This window comes from Streptomyces sp. NPDC051976, assembly GCF_040680795.1.
Taxonomy (GTDB): Bacteria; Actinomycetota; Actinomycetes; order Streptomycetales; family Streptomycetaceae; genus Actinacidiphila.
This window is the reverse complement of the sequence record NZ_JBFAXL010000007.1, coordinates 213,359-226,047: the sequence shown is the minus strand read 5'-3', so window position 1 is coordinate 226,047 and position 12,689 is coordinate 213,359. Positions and strand designations below refer to the sequence as shown.

General features: G+C 70.7%; 15 protein-coding genes. 8 read left to right on the top strand and 7 right to left on the bottom strand.

Annotation, left to right across the window (positions count from 1 at the left end):
* Positions 1 to 83: 83 nt before the first annotated feature.
* From AB0M29_RS11085 to AB0M29_RS11055, 7 genes are all read right to left on the bottom strand, one after another.
* Positions 84 to 1,598, bottom strand: coding sequence for an ATP-binding protein (locus AB0M29_RS11085; protein ID WP_365381900.1), 1,515 nt, complete (start codon positions 1,596 to 1,598; stop codon positions 84 to 86).
* Between the two features lie 28 nt (positions 1,599 to 1,626).
* Entirely contained in the window at positions 1,627 to 2,076 is a 450-nt protein-coding gene (locus AB0M29_RS11080; protein WP_365381899.1) for a DUF6238 family protein, read from the bottom strand.
* Positions 2,077 to 2,176: 100 nt separating this feature from the next.
* On the bottom strand, positions 2,177 to 3,649 hold the full coding sequence (locus tag AB0M29_RS11075) for an SCO6880 family protein (RefSeq protein WP_365381898.1): 1,473 nt from the start codon (positions 3,647 to 3,649) through the stop codon (positions 2,177 to 2,179).
* A gap of 81 nt (positions 3,650 to 3,730) precedes the next feature.
* Positions 3,731 to 5,098, bottom strand: coding sequence for an ATP-binding protein (locus tag AB0M29_RS11070; RefSeq protein ID WP_365381897.1), 1,368 nt, complete (start codon positions 5,096 to 5,098; stop codon positions 3,731 to 3,733).
* A gap of 36 nt (positions 5,099 to 5,134) precedes the next feature.
* Entirely contained in the window at positions 5,135 to 5,827 is a 693-nt protein-coding gene (locus tag AB0M29_RS11065; protein WP_365381896.1) for a hypothetical protein, read from the bottom strand.
* On the bottom strand, positions 5,827 to 6,141 hold the full coding sequence (locus tag AB0M29_RS11060) for a DUF6112 family protein (protein WP_365381895.1): 315 nt from the start codon (positions 6,139 to 6,141) through the stop codon (positions 5,827 to 5,829). Before AB0M29_RS11060 ends, AB0M29_RS11065 begins: the two co-directional genes overlap by 1 nt.
* Before the next feature lie 130 nt (positions 6,142 to 6,271).
* Positions 6,272 to 7,393, bottom strand: coding sequence for a C40 family peptidase (locus AB0M29_RS11055; protein WP_365381894.1), 1,122 nt, complete (start codon positions 7,391 to 7,393; stop codon positions 6,272 to 6,274).
* Positions 7,394 to 7,849: 456 nt separating this feature from the next.
* On the opposite strand from AB0M29_RS11055, the gene AB0M29_RS11050 reads away from it, so the two are divergent.
* From AB0M29_RS11050 to AB0M29_RS11015, 8 genes are all read left to right on the top strand, one after another.
* The gene (locus tag AB0M29_RS11050) at positions 7,850 to 8,605 is read left to right on the top strand and encodes a site-specific DNA-methyltransferase (protein ID WP_365381893.1); all 756 of its coding nucleotides are present in this window, start codon (positions 7,850 to 7,852) and stop codon (positions 8,603 to 8,605) included.
* A 244-nt stretch (positions 8,606 to 8,849) separates the two neighbouring features.
* Positions 8,850 to 9,392 (top strand): DUF4913 domain-containing protein, encoded by a 543-nt coding sequence (locus AB0M29_RS11045; protein WP_365381957.1) that lies wholly within the window; start codon positions 8,850 to 8,852, stop codon positions 9,390 to 9,392.
* Complete coding sequence (locus AB0M29_RS11040; RefSeq protein ID WP_365381892.1) at positions 9,389 to 9,871, top strand: hypothetical protein; 483 nt, start codon at positions 9,389 to 9,391, stop codon at positions 9,869 to 9,871. The genes AB0M29_RS11045 and AB0M29_RS11040 overlap by 4 nt, the downstream gene beginning before the upstream one ends.
* 17 nt (positions 9,872 to 9,888) lie before the next feature.
* Positions 9,889 to 10,587 (top strand): hypothetical protein, encoded by a 699-nt coding sequence (locus AB0M29_RS11035; protein WP_365381891.1) that lies wholly within the window; start codon positions 9,889 to 9,891, stop codon positions 10,585 to 10,587.
* 20 nt (positions 10,588 to 10,607) lie between these two features.
* Positions 10,608 to 11,348, top strand: a complete 741-nt coding sequence (locus AB0M29_RS11030) for a hypothetical protein (protein WP_365381890.1) — start codon at positions 10,608 to 10,610, stop codon at positions 11,346 to 11,348.
* A gap of 181 nt (positions 11,349 to 11,529) precedes the next feature.
* Positions 11,530 to 11,664, top strand: coding sequence for a hypothetical protein (locus AB0M29_RS11025; RefSeq protein WP_365381889.1), 135 nt, complete (start codon positions 11,530 to 11,532; stop codon positions 11,662 to 11,664).
* Between the two features lie 96 nt (positions 11,665 to 11,760).
* The gene (locus AB0M29_RS11020) at positions 11,761 to 12,243 is read left to right on the top strand and encodes a hypothetical protein (RefSeq protein ID WP_365381888.1); all 483 of its coding nucleotides are present in this window, start codon (positions 11,761 to 11,763) and stop codon (positions 12,241 to 12,243) included.
* Positions 12,240 to 12,683: a hypothetical protein gene (locus tag AB0M29_RS11015; RefSeq protein WP_365381887.1), complete on the top strand. Its 444-nt coding sequence runs from the start codon at positions 12,240 to 12,242 to the stop codon at positions 12,681 to 12,683. Before AB0M29_RS11020 ends, AB0M29_RS11015 begins: the two co-directional genes overlap by 4 nt.
* The last annotated feature ends 6 nt before the right edge of the window (positions 12,684 to 12,689 follow it).

Here is a 12,689-nt window from a genome sequence, read left to right as displayed (position 1 = left end):
AGGAGGGGATACCCTCATCATCGGAACATCGTCCTTGGGTTCATGGGAATCAGGGGCGCGGAAGTCGCGAACTCCCGGACCTTTCAGTGCATGCGGGCGTCGGTGTCGAAGAGCGTCAGCTCGTGACTGTGCAGAAGGTGCTGCACAATGAAGCTCCGACCTGCGACTTTCCACAGACCGCGCCCTCGGTTGAGGTGGGCGATGGCGTCCATCTCGACGGAGGTCAGGCCGAGCAGGGAGGCCGCGGTGTGGAGCTGGTCGGTCTCCTGGCGGTAGATGATCCGGGTGCTGCAGTCGGCGAGAAGCCCCTCCGCCAGGGCCCGGCTTTGCGATCCGGCGTTGCCGGCGGTGAGCAGGTCGGACAGCCTGTGGATCACCATGAGGTTGGCGATGCCGAGGCCGCGGGACAGTTTCCACTGGGCCTGCATCCGCTGGAGCAGACCGACGTGTCGCATCAGACGCCACGCCTCGTCGTAGACGATCCAGCGTCGCCCGCCGCCGGGGTCGGAGAGGGCGGATTCCATCCAGGCGCTCGCGCAGGTCATCGCGAGGACGAGGGCGGTGTCGTCCCCGCTGCCGCCGAGGCGGGACAGGTCGATGGTGAGCATCGGCGCGTTCGGGTCGAAGGCCACGGTGGAGGGGGCGTCGAACATGCCGCTGAGGTCTCCGTGCACCAGGCGCCGCATGGCGTGGGCCAGGTCGCGGGCGGCGTCGCCGAGTTGGCCCGACATCATCCCGGCGGCCTCGTCGAGTGCCAGCGGGCTGTTGAGGGTGGCGGCGACGTCGCCGAGGAGCGGGGTGCGGTGCGCGTCGGCGGCGCGGGTGACGACGGCGTCGAGGGCGACGTCCAGGGCGGTGTGCTCCATGGGCATCAGGTCCCGGCCCAGGATGGTGCGGGCGAGGGAGCCGAGCAGGAGCAGGCGTCGTTTGCGGATCTCGCCGGCCCAGTCGGTCTCGGACACGCTCTTCGGCCGCGGGGCCGCGTCCAGGGGGTTGAGGCGGCCGGGCAGTCCGGGGCCGAGGGCTACGGACCGGCCGCCGAGGGCTTCCGCGACCGGTGTCCACTCGCCTTTCGGGTCGCACGGGACGTAGACGCGGTATCCGAAGGCGATCGATCGCAGAGCGAAGGACTTGGCCAGCGCGCTCTTGCCCTGGCCGATCACGCCGGCGAGCAGCAGGTTGGGGTTGGTGAACCCCTCGACTTTGCCGTACAGGGCGAACGGGTCGAAAACGAACGACGCTTCGGCGTGGACGTCGCGGCCGATGTAGATGCCCTCGGCGCCGAGTCCGCCTTCGGCGAGGAAGGGATAGGCGCTGGCCGCGATCCCGGTGGTCATGCGGTGGGCGGGGAGTTTCAGCCGGTTCCCGCGCGCGGAGGCGGGCCCGGGGCGTCCGTTCGGTGGGTGGAGCGGGGCAGGCGTCTGGTGCTCGGCGGGCGTGCTGGCGCTTCGGTGAGCGCTGGCTTCGGCGCGGGCTTTGGCGGTGGCTTCGGCGAGCTGGCGGCGGGCGGCCTTGCGACTGGCGCGGTCGGTGCCGTGGGGGGTGAACAGGGGGCTGGCGGATGCGCGGCGGGCGCGGCGGGAGGGCCGGTGGCTCATCGGAGGCCCTCGATTCTGGGGGTGTTGCTCATCGCACGCAGGCCGTGGTGTGCGGGCGGAGGTCTGTGGGGGTGGTCTTGCGGCGGACGACGTGGCCGGCGGCGAGGTGGCGTTGACAGATCGTCAGCACGGGCGGGCCCTCGGGGAGCCGCTCTGGCTGGCAGGCGTCGCCCTGGGGTAGGCCGGGCAGCAGGTGAAAGGCGGCGTGGACTTCGCTGGTGGCCTGCCAGAGCCTGGTGTGGGCGGTGGCTAGGTGACGGCCTGCGGCCGGGTGCGGGGGCCGGGTGTTGTCCGCGAGCCGGTCCAGAAGCTGGAGCAGAGCGGTGAGGTGGGCGTGCAGTACGTCAAGGTGCAGGCGGTCCCCGGGCTTGGGCAGGTCACCATCGGACGGTGCCAACGCCCGTGCGTGGTGGCGGATGCCGGCGCTCGCGGCGCGGAGGTAGGGGTGCGCATCGTCGGGGAGCGTGGGAGAGGTCAATGGTGGTGGTCCTTCCTGCCGGTGGGCAGGGCAGTGAGGGGCGTCCCGCCGTGGGTGAACCTGAGCGTGGTGGTGCATGGCGCGTACGGGCGCGGCTGGTTCACAGGGCGGTGCGGGCGAGTGGGAGCGCGGTGAGGGCGAAGGCGTCCGGCTGCTGGTAGTTGAGCCGACGCAGGTCGACGCCGGAGGTGACAGCGTGGGTCTCGATCTGTGCGCAGGCGGCGTCCAGGAGGGCGTCGGTCTCGGCGGTCACGGTGACAAGGCCGGTTAGGGCAACGTCGGCGTGTCCGGCGATGAGCTGGCGTTCGCGGGTCTTGACGTCGGCGTACTCGACGGAATCCTCTTCGGAATCGACCTGGCCGCGGCGTGCGCGTTCGTTGGCGTCGGCGATGATGGCGGCCTTCTTGCGCTGGACGTCCCGCAGCGCGGACTCCAGCCCCTGCGGCACGTAGATGAGGGAGAGGCTGCGGCGTACCCCGGCGGTGAACATGATCCCGTGCAGGAACCCGGCCCCCATCTCGGTCCTCGGCCAGTTCTCCACCCAGTACGTCGCGTGCCGTGCACTGTCGGTGGCGAGACGGTCGTACTCCTCGAACTGCACGACGGGCCCGGCGGCGGCGGGGTCGGCCTCGGCGCGGCCGGTGTCGGACCATTGCTGGAGCGCTGCGAGGGCCTTCGGGTCGTAGGCGGTGCGGATGACCGCTGCGATCTCCCGCGCACTCAGCCACCCGGTGACCTGGAGACCTGCGGTGCGGGCGGCCTGCGCGATGGAGGCGGTGGTCTGCTCCATGACGGTGAACGCCCCCGGAAGCCCACCGCCTGCCTGGCCGATCAGGCGGCGGGCGGCCTTGAGGTCGAGAGAGATGGCCAGGTACGTCTCGTGCGGGGCGGCGGCGGGACCGGCCGAGGCGACCAGCTCGGAGTAGATCTGTCCCGCGACCGGGGCGTGCGGCTGCCCGTTGTGCGTCCAGTGCCGGGTGAGGGTGTCGCCGCTGTCGGGGACGGTGCGCTCCAGCACCTGCACGGTCGCGATGTGCCCGGTGCGGGCGATGCCCGCCAGCGAGCGCCCCCAGGCCATGACGTTGTGGTTCTGGGTGGCGGGGTCGAGCAGGGCGAAAGCACGGCTGGTGACGCGGGCGACGGCCGTCAGGGTCTGTCGGTGCGGGTCGTGCACGGCCGCTGCCTGGTTGGCGGAGTCGCCGGGGGTGACCACCTTCAAGGACGCGGCGGTACCGGGCAGGTGGAGGATGCCGTCCTGCCGGGGCCGGGTGAGGGGCCGGGCGAGCCACAGGGTCTGGCTGGTGCGGCGGCGGTACGCGTAGCGGGCGACGATCGGCGCCCAGTCGATCAGCGAGCGGCCGTGCCGGCGGATCGCGACGAGTGCGCCGGCCGCGGCCCACACAGGTGCCAGGGCGACGGCGCCGAGCAGTCCGGTGGAGATCACCGTCATCAGCAGCAGTGCCAGCGTGCAGGAGACGAGGACGAGTTGGGGCCAGGAGAGGCCGAGAAGGATGCCGCGGCGCGACCGGTGCGGGAACTTCACCGTGACCGGGGCAACGGAGAGATCAGTCAAGAGGCGGGTCCTGGAGGCGCGGGCGGAACCCGGGGGCGGGAGGGAGTATGCACGTCCCGCCCCCGGGAGTCGGTCAGGAGATCAGAGGCCAGTCGCAGGCGGCGGCGGGGATCCGCCCGCGCCGCTGGACGGGGCGTTCTGCGTTCCGGTGGACGGCGGTGCACCCTGCGGCGGCGGGGTGGTGACCGGCGGAGTGGACTGCCACCCCCCGCTTGGCCCTGACGGGGCACTCGTGCCGGATCCGCCAGGTCCCGGGCTGCCTCCCGCCTGTCCGCTGGTGTCGTCGGACACGCTGGTCGGCGCGGGCTGGACGGCCTTCTCCACACCGGACTTCACCGCGTCCCCGCCCGTCGGGGCACCCGTTCCGCCGCTCTGCGAGCTGCCCTCGCCGCTGCCGCCGGTCGGGTTGGCGGCGATGTCGCCGGGGAAGCCTCCGCCACCGTCGGGACCCTGGGGTGCGGCACCCGCTCCGGCAGCGGCGCCACCGGTTCCGGCGGTGGCCGCGGCGGCGGCCTTGCGGGCAGCCTTCTCCGCGTGCGCCCTGGCGATCTGGGCTCCGGCGCCGCCGGCACGGTGGATGGACTCGCCGTCGGTGCCGTCGGCTGCCCAGTGGACGAACTTGAAGACGGCGTAGGGACACAGCAGCACCATGACCATGATGACGGTGCCGGACATGACGTCGGCCAGAGCGGCCGTGCCGTCCTTGGCCTGGGTCCTGCCCATGGCGGCGATGCCGAGGACGAAGATCACGGTCATCAGCAGCTTGGAGACCACGAGCGTGGCGGTGGCTTCGATCCAGCCCTTGCGCCAGCGGCGGGCGACTTCCCAGCCGCCGCCGGCGGACGCGAAGATCGCCAAGGTGACCATGACGAGGATGCCGACCTTGCGGACCATCATCACGCACCAGTAGAGGAAGGCGCCGACGGCAGCGCCGAGCCCGGCGACGACCGGGACGAGCCAACCGAGGTTGGACAGCGATGCGATCTGGTTGACCCTGACGATGCGGCGTACGGCGGACGCGATGTCCAGATGCGCGGCCTTGAACAGGCTGTCGCTGAGGGCGTCGACGACTTCGACGCCCACCGTGGTCAGGGCGATGGCGCAAAAAGCGAACAGGACACCGCTCATGGTGCCGGTGAACGCTTGGGTGAGCGCTTGCCCGTCGCGCCGGACGGCGGCCCGGACCAGCTGTGCGCAGAACGTCGCGACCAGCAGGGTCAGCCCCAGTGGCAGCAGCATCTCGTAGTTGTCGACGAACCATGACGCATTGAGGTCCACCTTGGTGGTGGTGTCGACGGCCTCGGCCGCCAGATCGGCTGCGGCGACTGCCAGTTCGCCGGCGGACTTCGCCATCCAGTCACCGATGGCCTTGCCCGGGTCCGAGGCGAATCCCACCGCGTCGCCTACCGCGCACACCTTGTCGGCCAGGGGGAAATCACAAAAACCCACGGGGAGTTGCTCCTGCGTTCTTGTCTCAGGCGCCGGTCACTGCGTGACATTCGGGGCGATGGCGGCCAGGGTGCAGTCGTGGCTCGGGCGGCACTGGACGGCCAGCGTCACGGCCCGTTCCTCGGCGCCTTCGCCGCCCTGGTCCCAGGCGATCTGCTGCTGGCCGTTGACGGTGACGACGTAGATGTACGCCTCGGTGATCGCAGACGGGTCCTCGGCCAGGGCCTGCTGGAACGCGCCGGGGTAGTGGCCCTCGGTGGCGTGGCCGGTGGCGTGCTGGCCCTGGTCGGCCATCCTCGACCACAACACCGGGTCGGGAACCTGACCGGAGACCGAGGCCCAGTCGGCGTACTTGGGCTCCGCGGTCATCCAGGCACGCATGCCGGCGAGCTGCTGGTCGCGGCTGGTGTCACGGGTGTCGTAGGACCACAACATCTGAGCCACCGCCTTGGCAAAAGCGACTGGCTCGGAGATCTGCGGCGGCGTGGGCACAGGCCCGGACCCGGAGGCAGGCTTCGGTGCGGCCTCGGAGGCGGACGGGCTGCCGGTCGGGGCAGGTGCCGCAGTATCCGGAGCCGGGTGGCTGCTGCGGCCTGCGGTCAGCAGGGCGATAACCACGGCGAGAGCGAGCAGGACGGCGACGGCGGCGGCCCCGATCGTGATGCGCCGGTTGGCAGACCACCCCGCGCCGTACGAGGACAGGGGCAGTGAGAGGGATCGTTTCCGCATCAGTGGACCTGCGCTCCGAGCGAGGAGAAGAAGGCGACGATGCCGTTCGCGGCGCCGAGGCCGAGCGCGGCGCCGGCCGCGACGACGGCGCCCTTCTTCCCGTTGGCCTCGGCCTGGTGGCCACCGGTGTGGTGGCCCCAGGCCCAGACGCCGAGCGAGACGGCGAGGGCTCCGACGACGGCGATGATCCCGAACATGTTGATGCTGCTGACGACGCTCTTGAGCACGCTCAGACCGGGCAGGCCCCCGTCCTTGGGCGAGATGCCTGGGTCGTAGGCGAGCTGGAGGACGCGGTCTGCGAGGGGAACGGACATAGGGCTGGTGGGGCTCCTTGCATACGCGGGCCCAGCGAGGGCCGTCAGGGAAGGCGAAAGCGGATCGGAAGATGCGCGGAAGTGGCCGAGGGGCCGCACCTACCCGGGGCGATACCGGACGGGTGCGGCGTCACAGGACGCGGCGGGCCGCGAGGATGGTCCAGTCCTTGATCGGGGTGATCCGGACTGGCTTGGAGGTGCGCGGCGCCTCGATGACGAGGCCCTCGCCGATGTACATGCCGACGTGCTCTGGCCGTGCGGCGCTGCCACGGCTGAAGATCAGGTCACCGGGCCGCAGTGCCGACGATGACACCGCCTTACCCTCGTTGACCTGCGTGTACGTGGTGCGCGTGAGCGTGACGCCGGCATGGGCGTACGCCTGCTGCATCAGGCTGGAGCAGTCGCAGCGGCCCATGGGGTCGGGACCGTGCGCATTGGTGCAGGACCCGCCCCACTGGTAGAGCGTGCCGAGCTGCTGCATCGCCCAGGCGATGGCCATGCGGGCTCTGGGATCGGCGTCCTTCGGAATCGAGTAACCTTTCGGGATGCTCCCCTCGGGGATGCGGCCGAACCCGGAACCGTCCGGCACGCAACCGGTCGTAGCCGACTGCTCCTTGCCCTGCTCCGCGCCCTTGCCGCCCGTGTCACCGGCGCCGGGGAAGGTCTTGACGATGGCGGCCTGCAGCGCGGTGGCCAGCTTCTCCCACTGCGCGTACGCCTCCGGCTGGGCGGACTTCTGCACGGCCTGGGCGGCCTGGGCGACCGTCATCTGCTGCCACCCGCTCACCTTGAGCAAGTGCTTGTAGAACTGCTCGCTGGCGTAGGTGGGGTCACGGATCTGCTCGGCGCTGCCCCAGCCCTGGGAAGGGCGCTGCTGGAACAGGCCGAGAGAGTCGCGGTCGCCGTAGCCCAGGTTGCGCAGCCGGCTCTCCTGCATCGCCGTGGCGAGTGCGATGATCTGTCCCTTCGCAGGGACGTCGAGGGACAGACCGGCGGCCACGATCGTCGCCGCGTTGGGGATCTGCTCGGCCGGCAGGTCCAGGCCCTCGACGTGCACGTCTTTCCCTGACGCGCCGTCGAGGATCTTGGTGACCTGCTCGGCGATCGTGTCGGTGTCGATGTCGGTCGAGCAGTTGGTGAATGAGCCGCTGCTCTGCACGGCGTCGGCCGAGGAGACCAGCATCATGCCGGTACCCGCGATCAGGATCGGGGAGAGGAACACGACGGCGATGCAGGCGGCGAGCGCCTTCAACCCGAGCGGACCGCTCGCCGGTCGGCGGTATCGGGCACAGGTGGGTAGCGAGACGTCATGAACGTGTCCTTAGGGGCGGAGTCTGGCGCCGGTGCGGGGCTGGTTGCCGCTGGCAAGCCCTTGGCCGGGCCGTGAGCTGGGTGTGCCGGGGCATGGGGTAGCTCCGTCGGTGTGGCCGGGGGGGTGTCGCAGCGGCGGTGGGCGCCGGGCGGTTCAAAAACTGTAGGCGCGGATCGGCGGTTGACCAAAAAGGCGGCATGAGGTGCCGGAAACCGGTACCTCGGCAGGGTACTTCTTGGCCGTCGGCCGTTTCGCATTTACAGTTTTTGGACTCCCCCCTCGCCCTCCCTCGGTCTGCGGCCCTGGGCTTCTGCATGCCCACTACCGGCCCGCGAGGACTCCTGTGCGAGGCGGCATTTCACCTTCGCGTTCCCGCACTCGAATCGGGGTTCCTCTTTGCCTTTTTCTCTGCACCAGGGCGACGCTCTGGCCGTTCTGTCCGGCCTCCCGGAGGCTTGCGTCGACTCCGTCATCACCGACCCGCCGTACAACAGCGGGGGTCGGACCGCGAAGGAGCGCACCACCCGGTCCGCGAAGCAGAAGTACACCTCCGCGGACGCCCAGCACGCCCTGCCGGACTTCACCGGCGAGAACATGGACCAGCGCTCGTACGGCTTCTGGCTGACGCAGATCATGACCGAAGCGCACCGCCTGACGAAGACCGGCGGGACCGCGCTGCTGTTCACCGACTGGCGTCAGCTTCCCACCACCACCGACGCGATCCAGGCGGCCGGATGGCTGTGGCGCGGCGTGCTGGCCTGGCACAAGCCGCAGGCCAGGCCGCAAAAGGGCCGGTTCACCCAGAACTGTGAATTCATCATCTGGGCGTCCAAGGGGTCTATAGACGGCTCCCGGAACCCGGTCTACCTGCCGGGTATGTACTCGGCTTCGCAGCCCTCGGGGGCGAAGCGCCGGCACATCACACAGAAGCCGGTCGAGGTGATGCGCGAGCTGGTCAAGATCAGTCCCGAGGGGGGCACGGTCCTCGACTTCTGCGCCGGCTCCGGCTCCACGGGCGTGGCCGCCTTGCTGGAAGGCCGGGACTTCATCGGCGTGGAGAAGACCGAGCACTACGCCTCGGTCGCCGCCGACCGGCTCACTGAGACGATCCGCTCGACTCTCACGCAGGACGACGTGGTTCTCACCGCCTGAGCCTTTCCCTTGCCGTCAGGCGATCAGCCCACACGTGCAGCCGCCCGCGCACTACCGCCGGAACATCGTGCAATCCGCCGGCGGTGCCGCGCGAGAGTTCCCATATTTCCCTCATCCCGAGTCTCGTAGGAGGCCGAACCTCGCAATGCCCGAATCCGAAAAATCCACCGACGATGAAGAGTTGGAGCCGATTCGTCTTCCGGATCAGCACCTGGAGGGAATCGAGGCGAGCGTGCGACGACTCATGGAGCAGTCGGCGCAACAGGCTCAGCAGATCGACCATCTCGCCTCCGCCCCGCCACCGGGCGGATCACCGTTCGCCGCGTTCGGCATGCCGGGACTCGGCGGGCCGCCGACCGCCGCTCCACCGGAGCCCCGCCCGATCCTGGAACTGGACGGCGAGGCACGCGAGGACGAACTCGACGCCCTGTCCGACTGGGTCGACGACTTCTTCCTCCCGGTCTACGGGGCGGAGGTCACCACCGCAGCGCCCTGGTGTCTGCAATGGCAGGAGCACGACGACGTCGTGGCCTGGCTCCATGCCCTGTGGCTCGCCTACCAGCAGCACAAGGACCCCGAATCCGGAATGAGCGGTCTGTTCGTGTGGCACCGGGACTTCCTCACCCATGCCGTCGCGGCGGTCCGCGCTCCGGGCGGCCCGCTGTCGGCCTGCATGACCTCTTCTGACAGGCCCGCGCACCGTCTTCTGCCCGGCCCGCCGCCGTCGGTACGTGCAGAGTCCGCGGCCACGGCGGAATCCGCCGAGCCGGACGAGCCGGCGTCATGACCACGGGACAGGTGCAGCCCGCCTTCGGCCTGAGCTTCGACCCTCGCGCGCTGACCGATCTCCTCCAGGCCCCCAGCGATATCCGCGACCTCGCCCTCGCCTACCTGCAGGAGGTCGTGAACGCGCAGCGCTTCGGGCTGCGCCTCGACGGTGACCTGGAGGGATTCCGGAAGCTGTTCGTGGATCGCGGTAACTGGCGCGTCGTCTACGGCGTTCGCCCGGCGCCGGCGGAATCCGCTCACCGCAAGGAGATCCACGTGGTCGCGGTCCGGCCGCGCGCGGGCAACGACGTGTACGACGAGGTCGGCCGCCGGTTGGGGATGACCCGTCGGCCGCTGAGCGCCCGCACACATGCTGCCCGCTCGCGTTCCCCGCAACTGACCACCCGCACGCCTGTGCCTCGGCCCGGTCCGCCGCCCACCGCGACGCCAGGTCTGCCCCGTCCCGCACCGAATCCCGCGCACCATCAGACCCGCTGACCGCCGGAGCGTCGCCTATGCCGCCTGATCCCGCGCCGACACCCGCCCGTCGTGCGGTCTCCCCGCTCGACCATCGCCTCGAAGCCGCCACCGGGCACGACATCGACACCCTGTGGGCCTACCGCGACCGCGGGGTCCTCGATGAGCAGCACGCCCTGCTGGTCGACCGGCACCGGGAACTGGCCAAGACCCAGACCGGCGTCGTCTTCTACCTGCGTCTCCTCAACCGCCTTTCCAGCGGCGAGTTCGACGTCGATGGCGCCCTGTTCACGCGCATCGACCGCACCGTGGACCAGCTGGAAGCGGCAGCCGACACCCGGGACGCCGCCGCCCGGGAGGTGCTCGCCGCGCTCGAGCCCATCGAAGCCGCAGCAGCGTCCCCCGCGCCCGACGCGTATCAGCTCTCGACGGACGACCAGGCAGCGCTGCTCGCCATCGCCGGCGGCGCCAAGCTCTACGAGTACCTGCTGACCGGCCGGATGGCCGTCACAGCCGCCTGCGGTACCCACGTTCCCCACGCCAAGCTGCGGCGGTTGGAGGAGGCCGGCCTGGTCGCCCGGGACACCGCCCACCCCATACACGCTGGCCAGCCGGTCGCGCTCACCGACGCCGGGAGAGCTGCTCTGTTCGCCGCTTGCCGCACCCCCACGACGCTGACCCCGAGCGTCCCAGCTCAACCCCGCCCGTCCCCGTCAACTCCGGCGCGCCGGCGCTGAACTCCACGAAGGGTCACTGCTTGTCTCCTACCGAACCGGAGCCGTTCCGGAAGCCCATCCCGCAGGTCGACTTCGCTTTGGGCGGTATTGCCGCCGACGCGGAGACCTACCTCCACTTCTACCGCGAGGTCGGCGTCCGCGAGGACATGCTCGTCCCCCTCGCCGAACACCACGACGGGCCGCACAGTTACTACGTCCTGTTCGACCGCGTCGCCACCTACGGACACCCCGGTGCGCCCCAGGTGCTCGCCGTGCACCTGCAACGGGACTATAAGAAGCAGACGTTCAGCTTCGAGCAGGCGCCGCTGCCGCTGCCTGCGATGGCGCAGTCCTGGCTCATCCACCGCGGTTGTCCGCACGGTCGAATCGGCCTTGACCCCATCTCGGGCCCGCCGCCTGCGGACGAGGCCACGCGAGCGCTGGAGCGACGCCTGGTCGGCGACGGCGACCACTACGCCATGGGCTACTCCTACACCAGCGACGACCCCGACGACATGGTCGTCGTCGTGGCCCTGCGCGCCCTGGACGAACGAGCCCCGTCGCCGTTCCGCGTCATCGTTGAAGAGGTCGACGCGGAGACGTGGACACACACCCTGCGCGAGGGCGGCTTCGAGACGGTGGACGAGGCTCTCCAGTGGTGCGACAACCGGCTCACCGGCGAGGCCGGCCCCCTCCCGCCGGTCCGTCCGGCCGCCGCCGCCAACCGCCCGGCCGGTGTAGCGAAGCCGCCTGCCGCCCGCCCGCCCGGCCGGCCGCGATGAGCGCTCAGGGCGAGGCAGGCGGCGCAACATAGCCGACGACCGCCGGTTAGCCAAACCGGCGATTCTCCGGACTCTTATACAGCCGCCGGGCCAACCCCTGCGGCCCCCTTCCGCACATTTCCCACGCCTTCACGGAGGTTGCTTCCGCATGCGCTCCGCCTGAAATGCCATATCCGCAACGATGCTCGGCGCACTCCCACTGCCCGTGCTGTCCGCCACCGCGTGCGCTGCACCGGTCACGGACAAGACGACCCGCGTCAAAGGCTGGGTCTCCGGCACGGACGTCTACCGCGACGTCGGAGTGTCCCTGGACTGAGCCGACTTCAGCGCGTCGCGGCAAGCGGCTGATCCGCCGAGTACGCGGCCCCGCACATTCCCTGCTCATCGGCCCATTCAGAACAGGAGATCTCCTTTGTCCAACGGCATACCCGAGGATTCTGCGGACGTCGTGGGCGTGCTCACCGAACGGATCGAAGCGCGCTTCGGCATGGGCATGGCCCAGTTGAAGGCTGCGGTCGCCGCCGCGCCGACCGCGAACCCTGACGCCACCGACGTCGTCAAGTGGCACGGCCTGCTCGTCGAGGCCCAGTTGGTGCTGGACCGCGCGGAGGACAACCTCCTCGCCGCACTGCAGAGCCAGCCCAGCGACGTTGACGACCCGACAATGCGTCTTGCCCACCGGGTGAACGCAGCCGTCACCGCCCGCGACGGCCGGGCCATGGTCGTGCGATGGCTCCTCGCCCCCGACGCCCCGGGGAGGAAGGACCTCGCCGCAGAGCGCCTCGCCCGCCTTGCGCCCCGCACCGGCCCGGCTGTGCACACCAGCGCCCCCAACCGGCCCGCGGGTACAACCGCACCGCCAGCGGGGTGGCGATCGGCAAGGGCCGCCCGATGAGCCGGGACAAGGCCAGCACCCTGGACGCCGACCTCCAGGAGTTCTTCGGGGAGCCGGTCTCCGAGCTGTACGCGGCGGCTGCCGGCCAGGATGCCTCGCCCGCGCTTGCCCGTGCCCTGCAGCTGCGTTCCTTCCTGGCGCTCACCGAGGAGCAGATCGCACGCGTCCGCGACCGCGTCCACGCCGACATGGACCCGGACCGCGACATGGGCGAACTGTCCGCGGACAGACTCCGCTTCGACGCGCAGTGGCTGGACGCGGCGCTGGAAGCCCGGGCCGGCTACCGCGCCGCCCTCGGCGAACTGCTGCGCACCATGCCCCCGCCCGCCCAGCAGGCCCGGCATGCCGGCACGGCACCACTCAGGACCACCGCAGCCCTGCCCCGGCCTGCCGCCCCGGCACCCCCACGTGCCGGGGCGGCCCGGGCAGCCCGACCGTGAAAGCCC

What these genes read in the sequence shown, in the direction of transcription:
- AB0M29_RS11025 (WP_365381889.1), top strand. Translation starts at nt 11,530, where the DNA reads ATGCTCGGCGCACTCCCACTGCCCGTGCTGTCCGCCACCGCGTGCGCT.
- AB0M29_RS11060 (WP_365381895.1), bottom strand. Translation starts at nt 6,141, where the DNA reads ATGTCCGTTCCCCTCGCAGACCGCGTCCTCCAGCTCGCCTACGACCCA.
- AB0M29_RS11015 (WP_365381887.1), top strand. Translation starts at nt 12,240, where the DNA reads ATGAGCCGGGACAAGGCCAGCACCCTGGACGCCGACCTCCAGGAGTTC.
- AB0M29_RS11040 (WP_365381892.1), top strand. Translation starts at nt 9,389, where the DNA reads ATGACCACGGGACAGGTGCAGCCCGCCTTCGGCCTGAGCTTCGACCCT.
- AB0M29_RS11085 (WP_365381900.1), bottom strand. Translation starts at nt 1,598, where the DNA reads ATGAGCCACCGGCCCTCCCGCCGCGCCCGCCGCGCATCCGCCAGCCCC.
- AB0M29_RS11035 (WP_365381891.1), top strand. Translation starts at nt 9,889, where the DNA reads ATGCCGCCTGATCCCGCGCCGACACCCGCCCGTCGTGCGGTCTCCCCG.
- AB0M29_RS11045 (WP_365381957.1), top strand. Translation starts at nt 8,850, where the DNA reads ATGGAGCAGTCGGCGCAACAGGCTCAGCAGATCGACCATCTCGCCTCC.
- AB0M29_RS11065 (WP_365381896.1), bottom strand. Translation starts at nt 5,827, where the DNA reads ATGCGGAAACGATCCCTCTCACTGCCCCTGTCCTCGTACGGCGCGGGG.